The following is a 20146-nucleotide window of genomic DNA, read 5'->3' as shown; positions in this document are numbered from 1 at the left end:
GGTTCAGGCCCCTGCCTTCGTGACAGTGACCTTCGGTTCGTCGACGGCAGCCACTGTGGCCTCAAGTTCCAACGTCAGTGTTTCGGTCTTCACGAGCTCGGCGTTGGCTTCCAGGGCGTCGACGACGTCCTGCGCAGCCTCCACCGTGGTACGGATGCGGTCGCTGACGTTCAGGCCAGCGTCCTTGCGTGCTTGCTGGATGGCGCGGACCATATCGCGGGCCAATCCCTCGGCAGCCAGTTCCGGAGTGACCTCAGTGTTCAGGACCACGAATCCGCCTCCAGGGAGCACGGCGACCGCCTTCTTGGCGGCAGCACCGCCGTCGGCCGCTTCTGCCACCACCGTCTCCAGCGTGTATTCCTGTGGCTCCAGTTCCAGGCCACCGGCCACCACCACCCCAGCATCACTGACGGACCAGTCGCCGGACTTTGAGCCCTTGATGGCCTGCTGCACGTTCTTCCCAAGGCGCGGTCCAGCGGCACGGGCGTTCACCACAAGCTTCTGCTCGATGCCGAACTCCTCCGGCGAAGCAGTAGCAGCGTCGAGCAAACGGACCGAGCGAAGGTTCAGCTCATCAGCGACGACGGCGGCAAAGCCTTCCAGCGCATCTGCACCGGGTGCCACCACAGTAAGTTCCTGCAGCGGCAGGCGAACGCGCAGGTTCGCGGCCTTGCGCAGGCTGGAACCAGTGGAGCAGATCTGCTGGACCCGGTCCATCGCCTCAACCAGTTCAGGGTTCGACGGGAACAACGAAGCGTCCGGCCAGTCCGCCAGGTGCACGGAACGGCCACCCGTCAGTCCGCGCCAGATCTCTTCCGTGACCAAAGGCAGCAAGGAAGCAGAGACACGGCACACCGCTTCGAGGGCTGTGTACAGGGCATCGAAGGCGTCAACGTTTTCGTCGAAGAAGCGCTGGCGGCTGCGGCGGACGTACCAGTTGGTCAGCATGTCCAAGTAGCTGCGCAGCTCATCGCAGGCGCCGGAGATGTCGTAGCTGTCCAAGCTGGTAGTGACGTCGCGGACCAAGTCCCCGGTGTTGGCCAGGAGGTACTGGTCCAGGGTGTCCGCGTAGCCGTCATAGCGCAGCTTTGCCTCGTAGCCGGAAGCTGTCCCGTCCACTGCGTTAGCGGCGTTGGTGTAGAGCGTGAAGAAGCTGTACACATTCCACAGCGGCAGGATGACCTGACGGACGCCGTCGCGGATGCCTTGCTCCGTGACCACCAGATTGCCGCCGCGGAGGATGGGGCTGGACATGAGGAACCAGCGCATGGCATCGGAACCGTCGCGGTCCAGGACCTCGGACACGTCCGGGTAGTTACGCAGGCTCTTGGACATCTTCTGCCCATCGGAGCCCAGCACGATGCCGTGGCTGATCACGTTGCGGAACGCCGGCCGGTCAAACAGCGCAGTGGACAGGATGTGGAGCATGTAGAACCAGCCACGGGTCTGGCCGATGTACTCCACGATGAAGTCCGCGGGGTTATGGGTGTCGAACCACTCTTCGTTCTGGAACGGGTAGTGGACCTGTCCGTAGGGCATGGAACCGGAGTCGAACCAGACATCCAACACATCTTCCACACGGCGCATGGTGGACTTGCCTGTGGGGTCGTCCGGGTTGGGACGCGTCAGCTCATCGATGAACGGGCGGTGCAGGTCCACCTGTCCTTCGTTGTTGACGGGCAGGCGGCCAAAGTCGGCTTCCATCTCGGCCAGCGACCCGTAAACATCCGTGCGCGGGTACTCGGGGTCGTCCGACTGCCACACCGGGATGGGCGAACCCCAGTAGCGGTTACGGCTGATGGACCAGTCGCGGGCGTTGTCCAGCCACTTGCCGAACTGGCCGTCCTTGACGTTGCCCGGGATCCAGTTGATCTCCTGGTTGAGCTCAGACATGCGGTCCTTGAACTTGGTGACCTCCACGTACCAGGAGGACACCGCACGGTAGATCAGCGGGTTCCGGCAGCGCCAGCAGTGCGGGTAGCTGTGCTCGTAGCTGGCCTGGCGGACCAACCGGCCATCGGCGCGGAGCACCTGGGTGATGGGCTTGTTGGCGTCGAAGACCTGAAGGCCCACGATCGAGGCCAGTTCACCATTCGCAAACAAGGGCAGGAACTTGGCGCCCTCATCCACGGAGAGGACCACGGGGATGCCCGCTTCTTCACAGACCTTCTGGTCATCCTCACCGTAGGCCGGGGCCTGGTGAACGATTCCGGTGCCGTCAGTGGTGGTGACGTAATCGGCCACCAGGACTCGCCAGGCATTTTCAGTGCCGTATTTCTCGGCATCGGCAAAGTCAGTCCACAGCGGTTCGTACTCCAAGCCGGCCAGCTCGGCACCCGTGTGGGTGGACACCACAGCGGCAGCTGCGGCAGCGGCGTCGTCGTACCCCAAATCCTTGGCGTAGGACCCCACCAGGTCAGCCGCGAGCAGGAAGCTGCCCGTTACCGGCGCCTCAGCGGACGCAGCCTTAACGCCGCTGGGTCCTGCGGGCAGGACGGCATAGGAGATCTCAGGCCCGACGGCGAGCGCCAGGTTGGTGGGCAACGTCCACGGCGTGGTGGTCCAGGCGAGCGCCTGCACGCCTTCCAGCGATGTGGAGAGTTCGGAGTCTCCCGCCTTGATGGGGAACGTGACCGTGACTGTCTGGTCCTGGCGGTTCTTGTAGACGTCGTCGTCCATGCGGAGTTCGTGGTTGGACAGCGGCGTCTCGTCCTTCCAGCAATACGGAAGGACACGGTAGCCGTTGTAGGTCAGGCCCTTCTCATGCAGCTGCTTGAAGGCCCAGAGCACCGATTCCATGTACTCGACGTTGAGGGTCTTGTAGTCGTTCTCGAAGTCAACCCAGCGGGCCTGGCGGGTGACGTAGGCCTTCCACTCGTTGGCGTACTTCATCACGGAGGCGCGGCAGGCGTCATTGAATTTGTCGATGCCCATGGCTTCGATCTGGGTTTTGTCGGTCATCCCCAGCTGCTTCATGGCTTCGAGTTCCGCCGGCAGTCCATGAGTGTCCCAGCCGAAGCGTCGCTCCACCCGCTTGCCACGTTGGGTCTGGTAGCGGCCCACGAGGTCCTTGGCGTAGCCGGTCAACAGGTGGCCGTAGTGCGGGAGGCCGTTGGCGAAGGGAGGGCCATCGTAAAAGACGAACTCGTTGCTGCCGTCCTTGCCCGCATCACGTTGGTCGATGCTGGCTTGGAAGGTGCCGTCTTCATCCCAGTATTTGAGGATGCGCTCTTCGATTTCCGGGAACTTCACGGAAGCGGACACGCCGTGCGTGCCGGAAGAAGACGCTGAGGCCTTGGGGTAGTGGGTCATCTCATATCCTGTGATAGCTGGTTGACTGTCAGGATGCGAGGACGGCTTCTGTGCTGCCTGTCGGCTGCGCAGGTACCGCGGTACCACCTCACTTACCGGGATACGGGATCCCGGCCTCTCATTACTGCTGTGACGGGCTTACCCGTCCGGTTCTACTGGGCCCCTGCCACCTTGCTGATGGTTGGTGCTGTTCTTCCGGAAGCTCACCGGTGATGGCCGGGTCAAAGCTGGTCCTACAAGTCTAGCGGCAGTGGGACGCCTGCTCTACCCGAGGTTCATCCCGTAGATGGAGTGCGGTGCGTGCGGCGGTGCATAGACTCGAGGCCATGACGCAACCCTCCGCCACCCTTTCGAGCACCGGCCCGGCCCGACGCACTCCTTCCGTGGCATGGTCTGTGGTGGCTTTGCTGATTGCGCTGCCTGTGGCGGGGGTATCAATGTTCCGGGGGATCCCTGTGGAATGGCCCCTGATCGTGGTGCAACTGTTGTCCTTCACACCTTGGCTGGTGCTTCCCGCACTCGTCGCGTTGGTCCTCGCCGTCGCGGGACGCCGCCTGTGGGTCATCATCACGGCCGCTGCCCTGCTGGCTCTTCAATTGTTTTGGCTTTTTCCGCTGGACGCCGGAAAGGAGCAGGAGCTGCCCGCAGGGACTGCATCCGTCCCCGTGAAAGTGATGAGCCTGAACTCTGAATACGGGGAAGCGGACGCCGCAGCGGTGGTGACGTTGGTCCGGGCCAACGGAATACAGCTCTTGGCCATTCAGGAACATACCCAGGGACTTGAGGATCGCCTGGAGTCTGCGGGCTTGGGTCAGTTGCTGCCCAACCGGCTCAGCGAGCCCAGCGACGACGCGTCCGGTGGCGCCGTGTATTCGGTGTTCCCGCTGGAGGCCGTGGGACTTCTGCCTGACACCCCTTTCCGGATGGATGTGACGCGGGTACTCATCACGGATGCGGGGGCCGGTTCAACGGCCACCTTGAACCTCACCAATGTCCATGCCCTCCCGCCCGTGGATGAGCGGATCGGTCAGTGGCGCAGCGACTTGGAGAAAGTGGCCCGCCAAGCATCCCGCCCTGGGAGTCAGTTGCTGATGGGTGATTACAACGCCACGTACGATCACTCCGAGTTCAGGGAAGTGCTGGATGCGGCCCCGGCAGGTCAGGAAGGCAGGAAGCTCGTGGATGTGGGGACGGCCTCCAGTGGACGGTTCTCCCCCACATGGCCCATGGAGGGTCTGCCGCTGCCCGGGATCGTGATTGACCACATGGTGACATCCCCACTGATCGGCAACAGCGACTACTCGGTCCACCGGATTCCCGGCAGCGATCATGCGGCCATCATGGCCCGGCTGCTCGTTCCCGCCGGTTAACGCGTCGGCACGCCGCTAAACCGTGGCTGGCCAGCAACGGTTTAGCGGCGTGGCAACAGCTTTAGCCTTCTTTGCGGACCAGCTTGTGATTGGCGGCCTGCGCAACCGGGCGGACAACAATCTGGTCGAGGTTGACGTGATGCGGCAGTGACACGGCGTACTTGACCACGTCTGCCACATCCCCGGCGGTCAGGGGCTTCTCAACACCGGCGTAGACCTTGGCGGCTGCTTCCTTGTCACCCAAGCGGTTCAGGGCGAATTCCTCGGTATAAACCAAGCCCGGAGCCACCTCGATCACCCGGACGTTGTTCCCCACCTCTTCCAGGCGCAAGGCATTGGTCATGGCGTGCTGGGCAAACTTTGCTGCGTTGTAGCCGGCACCTCCCTCGTAGGCAGACAGTCCGGCCGTCGACGTGAGGTTCAGGACGGTGCCTTCACCGTTCTCCCGGAGCATGGGCAGGAAGGCACGGGTGATCTTCATGGTGCCCAGAACGTTCACCTGGTACATCCAGTCCCAGTCCTCCGTGTCGGCATTCCCGATGGTGTCTGCGCCCCGAGCACCGCCAGCGATGTTGATGAGGGTGTCAGCACCTCCGGCTTTGGTGACGGCCGCGAGCAAGGCGGCAACGTCGTCGTCGTTGGTGATGTCCGCGGGGAACGGCACTGCGCCGGTTTCGGCGCCCAGGGCCCCCAGCCTGTCAGCCCGGCGCGCTACGGCGAAAACTTTCCATCCGGCGGAGACCAAAGCCCTGACGGTGGCCTCGCCGATGCCTGTGCTGGCCCCGGTCACAACGGCCGTCTTGTTCTGTCCTGAATTCTGTCCTGAAGGGGTGCTGTGCGCTGCCAAAGTCATGCCACCACCATATCCGGGGTGCCTGTCCCTACCGCGGCAGGCTGTAACGCCAGGCCATGAAACAATTGGTCCATGGCTGAATCAACGCAGGGTACAGACACGCCCGCCACCGCCCCCATTAATGTTCCCGACAAGCCGGCCCTTGAAGGCCTTGAGGCTGCCTTGACGCAGCGCTGGCTTGAAGAAGGAACCTACAAGTTCAACCCGGACACCACCCGGGAGCAGGTCTACTCGATCGACACTCCCCCGCCCACGGCATCCGGCTCGCTCCACGTGGGCCACATGTTCTCCTTCACCCAGACGGACGTCCAGGCGCGCTACATGCGTATGACCGGCAAGAACGTCTTCTACCCCATGGGTTGGGACGACAACGGTTTGCCTACCGAGCGCCGCGTCCAGAACTACTACGGCGTCCGTTGCGATCCCGCCATTCCTTACAAAGCTGACTACACGCCCCCGGCACAGCCGGCCAAGAACCAACGCGATTTCGACGTCGTATCGCGCCAGAACTTCATCGAACTGTGCGAGGAACTCGCCGTTGAGGACGAGAAAGTCTTCGAGAACCTGTTCCAGACCCTCGGCCTTTCGGTGGACTGGGATCTGACATACCGCACCATTGACGACACCTCCCGTGCCGTGTCCCAGCGCGCCTTCCTGGCCAACCTGTCCGCCGGTGACGCCTACATGGCCGAAGCCCCCACACTGTGGGATGTGACGTTCCGCACCGCGGTGGCGCAGGCCGAGCTTGAGGACCGCGAAGTTGCAGGCGCCTACTACCGCTACCCGTTCTTCACCGAAGACGGCGAAAAGATCTTCATCGAAACCACCCGCCCGGAACTGCTCGCGGCGTGCGCGGCTCTGGTGGCAAACCCCGACGACGAGCGATACCAGCCGCTGTTCGGCAAGACCGTCAAGTCCCCCCTGTTCGATGTGGAGCTCGAGGTCAAGGCCCACCCGCTCGCCAAGGCGGACAAGGGCTCGGGCATCGCCATGGTGTGTACGTTCGGTGACCTGACCGACGTCACCTGGTGGCGTGAACTGCAGCTGCCTACCCGCGCCATTATGGGCCGCGACGGCCGCATCATTGCCGAAGCCCCCGAGTGGATCACCACCGAGGCCGGCAAGGAAGCCTACGCAGCGATCGCCGGCAAGACTGCTTTCTCCGCCAAGGAAGCCGTGGTTGAACTGCTCAAGGCAGCCGAGCTGCTGGACGGTGAACCGAAGAAGATCACCCACCCGGTGAACTTCTTCGAAAAGGGCGACAAGCCCCTTGAGGTTGTCACGTCCCGTCAGTGGTACATCCGCAACGGTGGCCGCGACGAGGAACGCCGCGAACGCCTCATCGGCCGAGGCCAAGAGATCACTTTCCACCCGGCCTTCATGCGTTCCCGCTACGAAAACTGGATCGCGGGCCTTAACGGTGACTGGCTCGTATCCCGCCAGCGCTTCTTCGGTGTGCCGATTCCCGTCTGGTATCCCTTGGATGCCCAGGGAAACCCGGACTACGACAACCCGATTCTTCCGTCAGACAAGATGCTGCCGGTGGACCCCGCCGCGGACGCTGCTCCCGGCTTTGAGGAGTCGCAGCGCGATCAGGCCAACGGCTTCACCGGCGACGCCGACGTGTTGGACACGTGGGCAACGTCCTCCCTGACCCCGCAGATTGTGGGTGGCTGGAGCCGCGACGAGGACCTGTTCGCCAAGGTCTACCCCTTCGACCTCCGCCCACAGGGTCACGACATCATCCGTACCTGGCTGTTCTCCTCGGCCGTACGTGCCGATGCCCTGCAGAAGAGCGCCCCGTGGAAGCACGCAGCAATCTCCGGTTGGATCCTTGACCCGGACCGCAAGAAGATGTCCAAATCCAAGGGCAACGTTGTGGTGCCCACTGATGTGCTGAATGAGTACGGCTCGGATGCCGTCCGCTATTGGGCGGCTTCGGCCAAGCTCGGTGCCGACACGGCCTACGAAATCGCCCAGATGAAGATCGGGCGCCGCCTGGCCATCAAGCTGCTGAACGCATCGAAGTTCGTACTGAACCTCGGCGCTACTGAGAACTCTGTGGTGTCCAGCGACCTCTCGGTGCTGACCAACCCGTTGGACCGTGCGCTGCTCGCGCAACTGTCCGATGTCGTTGCCCAGTCCACCAAGGCATTCGAGAACTACGACTACGCCCGTGCACTCCAGATCACCGAGTCCTTCTTCTGGCAGTTCACGGACGACTACGTGGAGCTCATCAAGGACCGCGCCTACGGTGCCGCAGGCGACACCGAGCAGGCATCGGTCCTGGCCGCCTTGGCCACAACGCTTGACTCCCTGCTGCGCCTCTTTGCTCCGTTCCTGCCCTTCGCAACTGAAGAGGTCTGGGGCTGGTGGCGCTCAGGATCAGTTCACCGCGCAGAGTGGCCGGCAGCCTTGGAGATCACCGATGGCGATACCACCATGCTCGGCACCGTGGGTGTAGCACTCAGCGGTATCCGCAAGGCCAAGTCCGAGGCCAAAGTTAAGCAGCGGACCGAGGTTCTCTCAGCTGCAATCACGGCATCCGAGGTACTGGTAGCCCAGCTGAAGGCCGGTCTTGGTGACTTGAAGGCAGCCGCGAACGCTCAGGAAATCACGCTCCAATCCGGCGAGGGTGAACTGACCGTCAGCAACGTTGTCCTGGCTCCCGCCGAGGAAACGCCTGCGTCCTAGTACACAGCCAAAGCCCGTTGGTTCATGGGCCGCCCGTTTTCGGGCAAAGGGGAAGCCCCATCAGCGTTTTGCCGTTGGTGGGGCTTCGACTTTTCGGCTGTCTGGTGATGTCTTGACAGTCTGGCGGAATCCTTGGAATTTCAGGTCTTCCTACCTCATCACTGGTAGGTTACTTCCAACTTTGCCGAAGGCTGCGTTGGTTGCAATCACTGAATCTTTGGTTTCCGTGTCCCTCTTCTTTCGAAGTGGGTAAGAACCATTGTTGTCCCGTTAACGACGATGCACAAGGCCTTCGAAAGAACTACAAACCTGTAGTTATCCCTGCCGTTGATAAGCCAGCTGTGGCAGAGTATTGACCATGCCGGAACTCCCCGAAGTGCACGGCCTGTGCATGTACTTGGACACCCAACTCCATGGAGCCGTGCTGACCGAGGTCCGCATCAACTCCTTCTCTGCACTCAAGACGGCGGATCCTCCCTTTACCAGCCTTGAAGGCCGGACCATCCTTGGTGCACAGCGCATCGGCAAGTTTGTGTGCCTCGACGCAGACGGCCTGTTCTTTGTGTTTCACCTGGCAAAGGCCGGCTGGGTCAGATACACCGAACACCCCTCCTCTGCCGGACTGCGCATGGGCAAAAGCAACATCTCGGCGCGGCTCCTGCTCCACCGGCCAGCCGACGACGCCCACATAGGCCTGGACCTGACCGAAGCAGGAACCAAGAAGAGCCTCGCCATCTACGTGGTGAAGGATCCGCACGATGTTCCGGGAATAGCCACCCTCGGACCGGAACCCCTCAGCCCCGATTTTGACGTTGATGCTCTGGCGGGCATTCTGGGGTCAAGCTCACAGCAGATCAAGGGACTGCTCCGAAGCCAAAGCGTGATCGCCGGAATCGGCAACGCTTACAGCGATGAGATTCTCCACGCGGCCAAGATCTCCCCCTTTGCCACGGCCAAGTCCTTGGACGCGGTTACAGTCGCCCGGCTCTACGAAGCCATGCAGGAGGTCCTGGTGGGTGCCGTCAACGCAGCAGCCGGCAAACCGTCCAGCGAACTCAAAGACACCAAGCGCAGCAACTTCAGGGTGCACGCCAGGACCGGTCAGCCCTGCCCGGTGTGTGGAGATACCGTCCGTGAAGTGTCCTTCGCGGACACCTCACTTCAGTACTGCGCCACATGCCAGACCCATGGGAAGATCCTGGCCGACCGGCGTACCTCACGTTTCCTGAAATAGACGCTGGCCTCTAGCTGAATTCCGGGCTCTCAGTACGGCTGCGCTTCAGCTCGAAGAAGTGGGGATAGCCGGCCAAAGTCACCGTGGCGTCCCAGATCTTACCTGCCTCTTCACCCCGGGGAATACGCGTGAGCACCGGGCCGAAGAACGCCGTTCCGTTGACCGCTACCACGGGGGTTCCCACGTCCTGGCCGACCAATGAAATACCGGCCTCGTGGCTGGCCCGCAAATGAGCATCGTATTCGTCTGAGTCTGCGAAGCGTGCCAGATCAGCGGGAAGGCCTGTCTCGGCCAGGGCTTTCTGAATTACGGAAGCGCGATCCTTGTTGCCCTCGTGGTGGATCTGCTCACCCATGGCGTCATACAGCGGCTTCACGTAGCTGCTGCCGTGGAGTTCCTGTGCCGCGATAATCACCCGCACGGGTCCCCAGCTGTCATCCATCATGGCCCTGTAGTCCTCGGGGAGATCCCGGCCCTCATTGAGCACCGAGAGGCTCATGACGTGCCAGGTGGTCTCAATGCCCCTAACCTGCTCCACTTCGCCGATCCACCGCGAGGTGATCCATGCGAAGGGGCAGACGGGGTCGAACCAGAAATCAGCCTTGTTGACGTTCTCTTCGGACACGTTCTCTTCGGACACGATCTGTTCAGGCACAGGTAACTCCTCTGAAGGGTGTGAAAGCGACATGACAGTGGTCCCATGGAGACCACGCCTTGTTGAGGCCAACAGGAGGCTAAGCCGACTTATTCCGACGCTTGGCCACAACGTCGTGGGCGATCATGGTGGGCTGTGCCGTCTTGGCCACGACGTCAGCGGTGATCACCACGGTTGCGATGTCGTCCCTGCTGGGGAGATCGAACATGACTGGCAGCAACACATCTTCCATGATGGCCCTGAGGCCACGTGCGCCGGTTCCACGCTCGAGGGCCTGGTCCGCTATGGCGTCCAAGGCGTCGTCTTCGAACTGCAGCTCAACGCCATCGAGCTGGAACATCTTCTGGTACTGCTTCACCAACGCGTTCTTTGGCGTTGAAAGAATCTGGATCAATGCCGGCCGGTCCAAGCTGGAGACTGTGGTGATCACTGGGAGCCGTCCAATGAATTCCGGAATGAGGCCAAACTTGAGCAGGTCCTCCGGCATGACTTCACCGTAAGTATCCACGTTGTCCCGCGCCTCGTTAAGCGGCGCACCGAAACCGATACCTTTCCGCCCGGATCGCGAACCGATGATGTCTTCCAGCCCCGCGAAGGCACCGGCCACAATGAACAGAACGTTGGTGGTGTCGATCTGGATGAATTCCTGATGCGGGTGCTTCCTGCCGCCCTGGGGTGGAACTGAGGCGACAGTGCCTTCAAGGATCTTCAGGAGGGCCTGCTGGACGCCTTCACCGGATACATCGCGGGTAATGGACGGGTTCTCGCTCTTACGCGAGATTTTATCGATTTCGTCGATGTAGATGATGCCTTGCTCGGCCTTCTTGACATCATAGTCAGCAGCCTGGATGAGCTTGAGCAGGATGTTCTCGACGTCCTCGCCAACGTATCCGGCTTCCGTCAGAGCAGTGGCGTCGGCTACGGCGAACGGCACGTTAAGCCGGCGGGCCAAGGTCTGGGCGAGGTAGGTCTTTCCGCAGCCTGTAGGGCCTATCAGAAGGATATTGGACTTGGCGATCTCCACATCCTCGTGATGCGATCCCTCGCCGAGGCTGCCGGCCTTGGGTGCGTGGCCGGCCTGAATGCGCTTGTAGTGGTTATAGACAGCTACCGCCAGCGAACGTTTGGCCGGTTCTTGGCCGATCACGTATTCCTGCAGGAAGTCGAAGATCTCACGGGGCTTGGGCAGTTCGAAACTACCGAGATCGGAAACTTCAGCGAGTTCTTCCTCGATGATCTCGTTGCAAAGCTCGATGCACTCATCGCAGATGTAGACACCGGGCCCGGCAATCAGCTTCCGTACCTGCTTTTGGCTCTTTCCGCAGAAAGAACACTTCAGCAGATCCGTGCTCTCGCCAATCCGAGCCATGTGTGAATCCCTTCGTTGCATGCGGGTGATGCGGCTCCGCGCCGTACTCTAGTGTGCGACTGGGCCGCGGATGGCACCACCGTGACAACATCCACTCTAGGTCACAATGGGCTGCTTGGGTGGAAACAGAACGCCGGTGCGGTCCATATTTCGTGAACCGCACCGGCGTTCAAATCTGTGCACTACCGGGTGATTGCCTGGGGCTTGATCTTCCGGGAATCCAAAACCTGGTCAATCAGACCGTAGCTCAGGGCATCCGCAGCGGTGAGAATCTTGTCTCGCTCGATGTCGTTGTTGACCTGCTCTGACGTACGGCCCGAGTGGTGCGCCAACGTGTCTTCAAGCCAGGTACGCATGCGCATGACTTCCGCCGCCTGAATTTCGAGGTCGGAAGCCTGTCCGCCCTGACCGCCGGAAAGCGCAGGCTGGTGGATCAAAACACGGGCGTTGGGCAGGGCCAGCCGCTTACCGGGTGTACCGGCAGCAAGCAGGACCGCAGCCGCGCTGGCCGCCTGTCCCAGGCATACGGTCTGGATCTCCGGACGGATGTACTGCATGGTGTCGTAGATGGCCGTCATGGCAGTGAACGAGCCACCCGGCGAGTTGATGTACAGGGTGATGTCGCGGTCCGGATCAGTCGATTCAAGGACCAGCAACTGGGCCATGATGTCGTCAGCGGAAGCATCGTCCACCTGGACGCCGAGGAAGATGATGCGGTCCTCGAACAGTTTGGTGTAGGGGTCCTGGCGCTTGAAACCGTAAGGCGTGCGCTCCTCGAACTGGGGCAGGACGTAACGGCTGGACGGGAGATTACCGGCAGACCATCCGAAGTTGTAGTTCATGTTCTTTACTCCTGGGGTTTCAGTGGTTCTTTGTGCCGGTTAGTTTTCGGAGTTCGATTGGTTGGCCGTTCCGCCGCCACCGGCAACAGAACCGGCGTGCGCCGAGATCTTGTCGAAGAAGCCGTACTCGAGGGCCTCAGCCGCTGTGAACCATTTGTCGCGATCGTTGTCCTTGAGGATTGTTTCAACGGACTGCCCGGTCTGCTCTGCAGTCAGTTCAGCCATGACCTTCTTCATGTGCAGGATCAGTTCGGCCTGGATCTTGATGTCCGAGGCCGTACCACCGATGCCGCCCGACGGCTGGTGCATCAGGATGCGCGCGTTGGGCGTGGCGTAGCGCTTACCCTTGGTGCCGGAGGACAGGAGGAACTGGCCCATGGACGCTGCCAAGCCCGTTGCCACGGTTACGACGTCGTTCGGGATGAACTGCATCGTGTCGTAGATGGCCATGCCGGCCGTCACCGAACCACCCGGGGAGTTGATGTACAGGTAGATGTCCTTCTCCGGGTCTTCAGCCGAGAGGAGGAGGAGCTGAGAGCAAATGGCGTTGGCGTTCTCGTCACGGACTTCAGAGCCGAGCCAGATAATGCGCTCTTTCAGCAGGCGGTTGTAGATGTAGTTGTCCTGGGCTGCGGGATCGACAGTTGCCATCCGGGGAGCCTCTGATTGCTGTGACATAAGTACTTACCTCTCGCTGGTGCCAGTGACCTCACTGAACTTCACTACTTGGACACTAACCGTTTTCACGGGCGATTTGTTCGCCGAAATCGCACTGTTCGCTGACGGCGCACGTCCGCGTACAGCACCTGTGTTCAGCCTTAAAGCAAACCGGCCCCGGATCATGTGATCCGGGGCCGGTTGGAGTCGTCGACTAGAACTTCACTGCTGCGGGGTCGTCGCTGGCGTCAACCTCTGCTTCTTCTGTTGCTTCGACCGGTGCGGCTGCTTCGCCTGCAGGGCGAACGAAGTCGGTGAGGTCAACCTTGTTGCCTTCGGAGTCCACTACCTCGGCCTGGCCCAGCACAACTGCCAGAGCCTTGCGACGGCGAACCTCGGAAACCATCATGGGAACCTGGCCGCTCTGATCAATGATCTGGGCGAACTGGTTGGGGTCCATGCCGTACTGGCTTGCTGTGGTGACGATGTAGTCGATCAGCTCGTTCTGGCTGACGTCCACTTCTTCCTTGTCAGCAATGGCGTCGAGGATGACCTCGTTCTGGAAGGCGCGCTCGGTGTTGGCCTTGACCTCGGCGCGGTGCTCCTCGGTGTCGTGGTCACCTTCACCGTGTGCGTTCTCCGGGTTGAAGTGAGCTTCAATCTGCTCTTCAACGACGGAGTCCGGAACGGGGACCTCAACGAGCTCAACGAGCTTGTCCAGGACCTTGTCACGTGCTTCGACGCCCTGTTCCACTACCTTGGAGTCGGCAGCCTGCTTGGCGAGGTCCTCACGGAGTTCGGCGAGGGTGTCGAACTCGGAGGCGAGCTGAGCGAAGTCGTCATTTGCCTCGGGGAGCTCGCGCTCCTTGACGGCCTTGACAACAACCTTCACCTGAGCGGCTTCGCCGGCGTGGTCGCCACCAACCAGTGTGGTCTCGAAAATTGCTTCTTCGTCGGCGGACAGGCCGGTGACGGCTTCGTCGAGGCCTTCAAGCATGGTGCCGGCACCAACCTGGTACGAAAGGCCGGAAGCGGAATCGATGTCTTCGCCGTCAATCGTGGCGGTGATGTCGATGGTCAGGAAGTCGTCGTTCTTGGCAGGACGCTCAACGGACTTCAGCGTGCCGAAGCGGCCGCGCAGTTCATCCAGGGCCTTGTCGACGTCAGCTTCGGAGGACTCGGCAGCAGCTACCTCAACCTTGATGCCGGCGTAGTCCGGCAGCTCGATCTCGGGGCGGACATCGATCTCCACCTGGAACTTGAGCTCGCCATCGGTTGCGGACGGGTCCGGAACTTCGGTGATTTCAACTTCGGGACGGCTCAGGGGGCGAACGCCCGTTTCCTGAACAGCAGCCTGGTACCAGCCGTTGAGGCCATCATTGATGGCGGTCTCCAGAACGTAGCCGCGGCCAACGCGCTGGTCGATCAGCTTGGAGGGAACTTTGCCCTTGCGGAATCCGGGAACCTGGATCTGCGAAGCAACGGTCTTGTACGCGGCATCGATGCTCGGCTTCAGTTCCTCAAAGGGAACCTCAACGTTGAGCTTGACCCGCGTTGCGGTGAGGTTCTCGACAGCGCTCTTCACAGTCTAAGTACTCCTGATTTCGTGGGTATGGGTTTCTGTTGTGCCCCTGAACAGACACAAACACAGAGTCGGGGTGACAGGATTTGAACCTGCGACTTCCTGCTCCCAAAGCAGGTGCTCTAGCCAAGCTGAGCTACACCCCGAAGGCACAGGACAGTCTACGGGCAAGTGCGCCAAGAATGCACATTTGACACTGCGGCCGGAATTAGGTTTAGTTGTACCCGGCTTGAACAGCCACCGGGAAGTTGTCCGAAACAAGGACATCCGTTCTGGGGACGTAGCTTAATGGTAAAGCCTCAGTCTTCCAAACTGATTACGCGGGTTCGATTCCCGTCGTCCCCTCTCAGAAAAAGAGCCCCGATCCTCGGATCGGGGCTCTTTTGGTTTTCCGGAACCGCGTTGGATTTGCCTGCCGGAACTGCGTCAGACCTGGCAGCCGGGACACCAATAGAGCTTGCGTGCGCCTATTTCCGTCATGCCCACCAGCGTCCCGCAGGCCCGGCAGGGCATGCCGTCGCGCTTGTAAACAAAGTGGGCATCGGCGTCGGGCGCTGTTCTGCCGTCCCCTGACCAAAGCGTCGGGGGCGTCGTAACAATCCGTCCGTCGCGAACGCCGTCGGACATGGTGTCCACCGTGTCATCCCACAGACGGGCGGCGGTTTCCGTGTCAAGGCTGCTTCCCGGCGTCCACGGGTCTACTGCCTGCCGGAACAACACTTCGGCCCGGTAGATGTTCCCCACGCCGGCCAACACCGACTGGTCCATCATCAGCAGCGCTACCGCAGTCTTGCGGCGACGCAGGCGTCGAATGAACTCGTCCCGGTCGCCAGGACGGTTGTGCAGCGGGTCCGGGCCGAGGCGCGCCAGCACGGCCGCAGCCTCGGCAGCGGTAATAGCCGAGCAGGTTGTGGCACCCCGCAGATCGGCCCAACCGTGGTCCGATACCAATCGGACGCGCACCGCGCCGATCGGCGGGGGCGGGCCAGCGTACCCGCCATCCTCGGAAGCCGACCCGCTTTCCCGTTCGCCGATGCGGCGCGGCGCACCGATGCTGGACGCACCGGTGAAGGAACTGTCTCCGCCAAAGCTCCACGCTCCATAAAGGCCCAGGTGGACGTGGAGGAACAACTCGTGATCAAACCTGAGGAAGAACTGCTTCCCATGGGCCATGGCGTCCACCATGGTGTGCCCGGTCAGCAGCTGTGCGCCGGACGCAAAGCGTCCTTGCGGGCTGGAGACGTCCAAGCGCCGGCCGCCAAAAACATCCTGAAATTGGCGGGCCAGCCTGTGGACCGAATGCCCCTCCGGCACTACTCGACGATCTCGCCGGTGGTCTCGTACACGGCGATCTTCCCGATACGGCGCACGTGCCGCTCGTCGTTGCTGAACGGCTCCTGCAGGAAGGCTTCGATCAGCTCCGTGGCTTCCTCAACGCTGTGCTGACGGCCTCCTACAGCCACCACATTGGCGTCGTTGTGCTCCCGGGCCAGCTTGGCTGTGGAGAGGTTCCAAGCAAGCGCAGCCCGGACGCCTTTGACCTTGTTGGCGGCGATTTGCTCGCCATTGCCCGAGCCGCCCAGCACGATGCCAAGTGCGTGCACGCCGGCTTCCTGGTCTGCCACCACGGCAACGCCGGCGTTGATGCAGAAGGATGGGTAGTCGTCCAAGGCGTCGTATTCCTTGGGCCCGTGATCCACCACTTCGTAGCCTTTGGCAGTGAGGTGGTTGACCAAGTGGGCACTCAGTTCCATGCCGGCGTGGTCCGTAGCGATGTGGACGCGGGGTGTAGTCACAGGAAGTCCGTTCTTTCTGGCGCGCGGGTGTGGCATGTGGCCTGACGCGGCGATGAGGGATGCGCTACCTAGGGTACCGCTACCCGGGTTGTTGGGCCTGCCCATCGCCGTGGGCCCGATACGCCGCCCGGTTGAGAACCCCTGCCAGTTTGTCGGCTGAAGCCTGGGTGCCGGCGCTGAGCGCCACCCGGCCCCCGTTAAGTTTCCTTACGACGACGGCCGGGCCGCTTCCTACGAGCATCGCGGTGGCGTCATCGTGGTGCCGCCAGCCCCACCCGCCATAATCTGCGGCCTTCACAACCGCTGGAGCGGCAGCGGCGATGTCGACGGCGGGAACGGTCAGGACCCGCACAATGCCACCGGCGAATACCTGCAGCCCTCCCCTATCGGCCCGTACCCTCGCAAAGAGGAAACCTGCGCCAACCAACGCAGCCACTGCAACCAGTGCGCCGAGCCATGGGACAGCGACTGCTATCAGCGCGGCGGGAAACAGCGCCGAGACGACGATCATGATGAAAACGGAACTCCGGGCGTGCACCCAAAGCCGAAGCGTGTCGCGTGCGAGATCGGGGTCTTCAAGAAGCCGCAGCTCTTCTTGGAGCGCCACGTCATCCTCCCTGGTCCAGCGCGGGTCTGGTTTGAAAGCGAACATCATCACAATGCCCAAAGCCAGCGCGGCTCCGCTGCCCATGGCCAGCACGATCCCGTCAACGTGGGACTCGCGCGCGTCCGGCACACCTGATTGGCCCACCAGTCCTGCCGCCACCACTGTGGTGATGAAAAGGCTCACCATCAGGCCGAGGCCCATCATGACGCGTCGCATGACCACAGGCCTGGTGATGGACACTGCCTGGAGGAAAACGGCCCAGCCACAGAAGGCAATCAGGGCAGCACCGCCGCCCACATAGGCGCTGAACGGCGCGAACGAGCTTCCGCCGTCGGCGTTCCACATCACCGCAACAGGGCTGGGGAGGTTGTTCCGCAGCATTTGGGCGCACACCACAAACCCGACGGCGAGCAGCAGCGGAAAAACCACCGCAAACCTCAGCGCGCGGAAATCGAGGGTTTCCCGGAACGATGCCATGATCCAACGCTACTCCGTTGAGCGACACTGTGGTTCCAGCTCCTTGCCATACCGGCGCGGAGTGAAAGAATGGCTTCACACCAGCGTCCGGCCATGACCGGCCGGCCCTTCAAAAATCTCCGGAGGCACCACTTGCCAGGCCTGAACCTCACGCGCGACGAAGCCTCGAAACGCGCCGAACTGCTCAACGTCGAGTCGTACAACGTCACTTTGGACCTGACCCAGGGTACGGAGACTTTCGGCTCCACCACCGTGGTCAGGTTTTCCGCGAAGCCGGCTTCCTCCACGTTCATCGATGCCATCACTGCAGCAGTCCACAGCGTGAGGCTCAATGGCGTTGAACTGGACCCGGCGGAGGTCTCGGACGGTGTCCGCATTCAGCTACCTGACCTCGCAGCGGATAACGAGCTCGTGGTGGTGGCCGATGCTCCCTACATGAACACCGGCGAAGGGCTCCACCGCTTCGTTGACCCTGTTGACGGCGAGGTTTACCTCTACACTCAGTTCGAAGTTCCTGACTCCCGGCGCATGTTCGCCGTCTTTGAGCAGCCCGATCTGAAGGCAAGCTTCACGTTCACCGTCACAGCGCCGTCGTACTGGGACGTCATCTCCAACTCCCCCACCCCGGTTCCCGTTGAAGCCCCTGCTGCCGAGGATGGCACGGCGCGTTCCGTGTGGAACTTCGCCCCTACACCGCGCCTTTCCTCCTACGTCACAGCCTTGATTGCCGGACCGTACCAGTCAGTCCGCTCCGAGGTCACAAGCTCCGACGGCCGGGTCATTCCCCTGGGAGTCTTTGCCCGGAAATCACTCATGCAATACCTGGACGCGGACAACATCTTCGAATTGACCCGCCAAGGCTTCGAGTTCTTCGAGGCACAGTTCGGGTTCCCGTACCCCTTCGAGAAATACGATCAACTCTTCGTCCCCGAGTTCAACGCCGGAGCCATGGAAAACGCCGGCGCTGTGACCATCCTGGAAGGCTACGTCTTCCGCGGAAAGGTCACCGGCGCCCAAATCGAACGACGCGCCATCACGGTCCTGCATGAACTGGCGCACATGTGGTTCGGGGACCTGGTGACCATGCGTTGGTGGAACGACCTCTGGCTCAACGAATCCTTCGCCGAATACATGTCGCACCTGGCCGCCGTGGAAAACACTGAATTCGACAAGGCTTGGACAACATTCGCTTCGGTGGAAAAGTCCTGGGCCTACAAGCAGGACCAGCTGCCCACCACCCACCCGATCTTCGCCGAAATCAACAACCTCGAAGACGTGGAGGTGAACTTCGACGGCATCACCTACGCCAAAGGCGCCTCGGTGCTGCGGCAGTTGGTGGCCTGGGTGGGTCCGGAACAGTTCATGGCCGGCGTCCGCACGTACTTCGCCAAGCATGCCTGGAAGAACACCGAACTCGCCCACCTCATGGTGGAGCTCGAGGCCGCCAGTGGCCGGGACCTGGACGCCTGGGGCAAACTGTGGCTCGAAACGGCCGGCGTGAACACCCTCGCCCCCGAGCTGACCGTTGACGCCGATGGCACCCTCACCGGCTTCGCGATCCTCCAGACCGCCATCGAGGAACAGCCCACCCTCCGCCCGCACCGACTCGCCGTCGGCTTCTACTCGCTCTCCGGCGACGGCAAGCTGGAGCGGACCCATCGCGAGGAACTCGACGTCGATGGCCCCCGCACCGAAGTACCCGCGTTGGTGGGCAAGGCCCGGCCGGACTTGATCCTGCTCAACGACGACGACCTCGCCTACGCCAAGGTCCGCCTGGACGAACACTCCCTCGCCACCGCCAAAGCCCACCTGAAAGACTTCGCAGCCAGCCTGCCGCGCACCTTGGTCTGGGGTTCGGCATGGGATGCAGCCCGCGACGGCGAAACTCCCGCCCGCGGCTACGTGGACCTGATCCTTGCGAACATCGCCTCTGAAACAGACTCCTCCGTCATCCTGGTCCAGCTGCGTCAGCTCGCCACCACCCTGAGCTACTACGTGGCAGCCGAGTACAAGGTGGAAACGACCATCGCTGCCGCAGACAAGCTGTGGGACCTGGCATCCGCCGCTGTGGCGGGATCGGATGCCCAGCTGCAGTTCGCCAAGTCCTACGCCCAGCTGGCACGCAGCGGAGCGCAGTTCGACCGCCTTCAGGCCCTCCTGGACGGCGCGGAGACACTCGAAGGCCTCAGCATTGATCAGGACATGCGGTGGGAGTTGCTCACCGCGCTGGTTGCCGGTGGACGGCAGGACCAAGCCCGCATTGATGAGGAGCTTGCACGCGACAACACCTCCAACGGCCACAATGCTGCGGCACTGGCCAAAGCAGCCATTCCCACCCCTGAAGCCAAGGCAGCAGCATGGAACTCAATCGTGGTCAAGGGAGAACTGTCCAACGCTCTGCAGGCCTCGGCAGTGGCAGGTTTCATGCGTGTCACTGACACGGCCCTATTGGAGCCTTTCTCGGAACTGTACTTCGCGGCCGTGCCCGGAATCGTCGAGGAACGCACGCATGCCCTGGCCCAGCAGATTGTGGTGGGTCTCTACCCGGCGCAGCTCACAACGCAAGCCACGGTTGACCGCACCGACACGTTTCTGGCTGGACTTCCCACAGAAAGCGCAGCCCTGCGCCGCATGATGGTGGAAAACCGCGACGGCGTAGCCCGGGCACTGCGGGCAAGGGCTGCGGACGTCTAAACCC

14 protein-coding genes and 2 tRNA genes are annotated in these 20146 nt (G+C 61.9%); 5 read left to right on the top strand and 11 right to left on the bottom strand.

All coding sequences use genetic code 11. The annotated features are described in order from the left end of the window. Nucleotides 1–3: 3 nt before the first annotated feature. Complete coding sequence (ileS, locus tag AR689_RS08980; RefSeq protein ID WP_062069272.1) at nucleotides 4–3312, bottom strand: isoleucine--tRNA ligase; 3309 nt, start codon at nucleotides 3310–3312, stop codon at nucleotides 4–6. Nucleotides 3313–3638: 326 nt separating this feature from the next. Between ileS and AR689_RS08975 the strand changes: the two genes are divergently transcribed. Then, the gene (locus AR689_RS08975) at nucleotides 3639–4682 is read left to right on the top strand and encodes an endonuclease/exonuclease/phosphatase family protein (protein ID WP_062069269.1); all 1044 of its coding nucleotides are present in this window, start codon (nucleotides 3639–3641) and stop codon (nucleotides 4680–4682) included. Between the two features lie 61 nt (nucleotides 4683–4743). Here AR689_RS08975 and AR689_RS08970 read toward each other — a convergent pair whose 3' ends face one another. Beyond that, a complete protein-coding gene (locus tag AR689_RS08970; protein WP_062069266.1) occupies nucleotides 4744–5535 on the bottom strand; it encodes an SDR family oxidoreductase in 792 nt (263 codons plus the stop codon). A 72-nt stretch (nucleotides 5536–5607) separates the two neighbouring features. Here AR689_RS08970 and valS point away from each other — a divergent pair, with 72 nt between their 5' ends. Together valS and AR689_RS08960 are read left to right on the top strand one after the other, a co-directional pair. Beyond that, nucleotides 5608–8229, top strand: a complete 2622-nt coding sequence (gene valS / locus AR689_RS08965) for a valine--tRNA ligase (protein ID WP_062069263.1) — start codon at nucleotides 5608–5610, stop codon at nucleotides 8227–8229. Between the two features lie 358 nt (nucleotides 8230–8587). Continuing rightward, nucleotides 8588–9463 carry an Fpg/Nei family DNA glycosylase gene (locus AR689_RS08960; RefSeq protein ID WP_062069260.1) on the top strand — a complete coding sequence of 292 codons (876 nt, stop codon included), beginning with the start codon at nucleotides 8588–8590 and terminating at the stop codon, nucleotides 9461–9463. A gap of 10 nt (nucleotides 9464–9473) precedes the next feature. Here the strand turns inward: AR689_RS08960 and AR689_RS08955 are convergent, their stop codons facing one another. From AR689_RS08955 to AR689_RS08930, 6 genes are all read right to left on the bottom strand, one after another. Continuing rightward, complete coding sequence (locus AR689_RS08955) at nucleotides 9474–10151, bottom strand: mycothiol-dependent nitroreductase Rv2466c family protein (RefSeq protein WP_502686011.1); 678 nt, start codon at nucleotides 10149–10151, stop codon at nucleotides 9474–9476. 46 nt (nucleotides 10152–10197) lie between these two features. Then, on the bottom strand, nucleotides 10198–11487 hold the full coding sequence (clpX, locus tag AR689_RS08950; protein WP_062069254.1) for an ATP-dependent Clp protease ATP-binding subunit ClpX: 1290 nt from the start codon (nucleotides 11485–11487) through the stop codon (nucleotides 10198–10200). Between the two features lie 182 nt (nucleotides 11488–11669). After that, the gene (locus tag AR689_RS08945; RefSeq protein WP_024816918.1) at nucleotides 11670–12329 is read right to left on the bottom strand and encodes an ATP-dependent Clp protease proteolytic subunit; all 660 of its coding nucleotides are present in this window, start codon (nucleotides 12327–12329) and stop codon (nucleotides 11670–11672) included. A gap of 39 nt (nucleotides 12330–12368) precedes the next feature. After that, nucleotides 12369–12980, bottom strand: coding sequence for an ATP-dependent Clp protease proteolytic subunit (locus AR689_RS08940; protein ID WP_017200592.1), 612 nt, complete (start codon nucleotides 12978–12980; stop codon nucleotides 12369–12371). 220 nt (nucleotides 12981–13200) lie between these two features. Further along, nucleotides 13201–14571 carry a trigger factor gene (gene tig, locus AR689_RS08935; RefSeq protein WP_062069251.1) on the bottom strand — a complete coding sequence of 457 codons (1371 nt, stop codon included), beginning with the start codon at nucleotides 14569–14571 and terminating at the stop codon, nucleotides 13201–13203. 68 nt (nucleotides 14572–14639) lie between these two features. Further along, a tRNA-Pro gene (locus tag AR689_RS08930) sits at nucleotides 14640–14714 on the bottom strand. A gap of 128 nt (nucleotides 14715–14842) precedes the next feature. On the opposite strand from AR689_RS08930, the gene AR689_RS08925 reads away from it, so the two are divergent. Further along, nucleotides 14843–14913 (top strand) — tRNA-Gly (locus tag AR689_RS08925). Between the two features lie 81 nt (nucleotides 14914–14994). Here AR689_RS08925 and AR689_RS08920 read toward each other — a convergent pair. Genes AR689_RS08920 through AR689_RS08910 form a run of 3 tightly spaced genes read right to left on the bottom strand, consistent with a single transcriptional unit; the run spans nucleotide 14995 to nucleotide 17448 of the window. Further along, nucleotides 14995–15882 (bottom strand): Fpg/Nei family DNA glycosylase, encoded by an 888-nt coding sequence (locus AR689_RS08920; protein WP_062069237.1) that lies wholly within the window; start codon nucleotides 15880–15882, stop codon nucleotides 14995–14997. Then, the gene (locus AR689_RS08915; RefSeq protein WP_156424561.1) at nucleotides 15882–16400 is read right to left on the bottom strand and encodes a ribose-5-phosphate isomerase; all 519 of its coding nucleotides are present in this window, start codon (nucleotides 16398–16400) and stop codon (nucleotides 15882–15884) included. The genes AR689_RS08920 and AR689_RS08915 overlap by 1 nt, the downstream gene beginning before the upstream one ends. A gap of 43 nt (nucleotides 16401–16443) precedes the next feature. Next, entirely contained in the window at nucleotides 16444–17448 is a 1005-nt protein-coding gene (locus AR689_RS08910; protein ID WP_062069221.1) for a hypothetical protein, read from the bottom strand. A 93-nt stretch (nucleotides 17449–17541) separates the two neighbouring features. Between AR689_RS08910 and pepN the strand changes: the two genes are divergently transcribed. Continuing rightward, nucleotides 17542–20142 carry an aminopeptidase N gene (pepN, locus tag AR689_RS08905; protein WP_082697875.1) on the top strand — a complete coding sequence of 867 codons (2601 nt, stop codon included), beginning with the start codon at nucleotides 17542–17544 and terminating at the stop codon, nucleotides 20140–20142. Nucleotides 20143–20146 lie beyond the last annotated feature (4 nt).

Source organism: Arthrobacter sp. EpRS71 (genome assembly GCF_001512285.1).
GTDB lineage: Bacteria > Actinomycetota > Actinomycetes > Actinomycetales > Micrococcaceae > Arthrobacter.
This window is presented reverse-complemented; position numbering and strand designations above follow the sequence as displayed.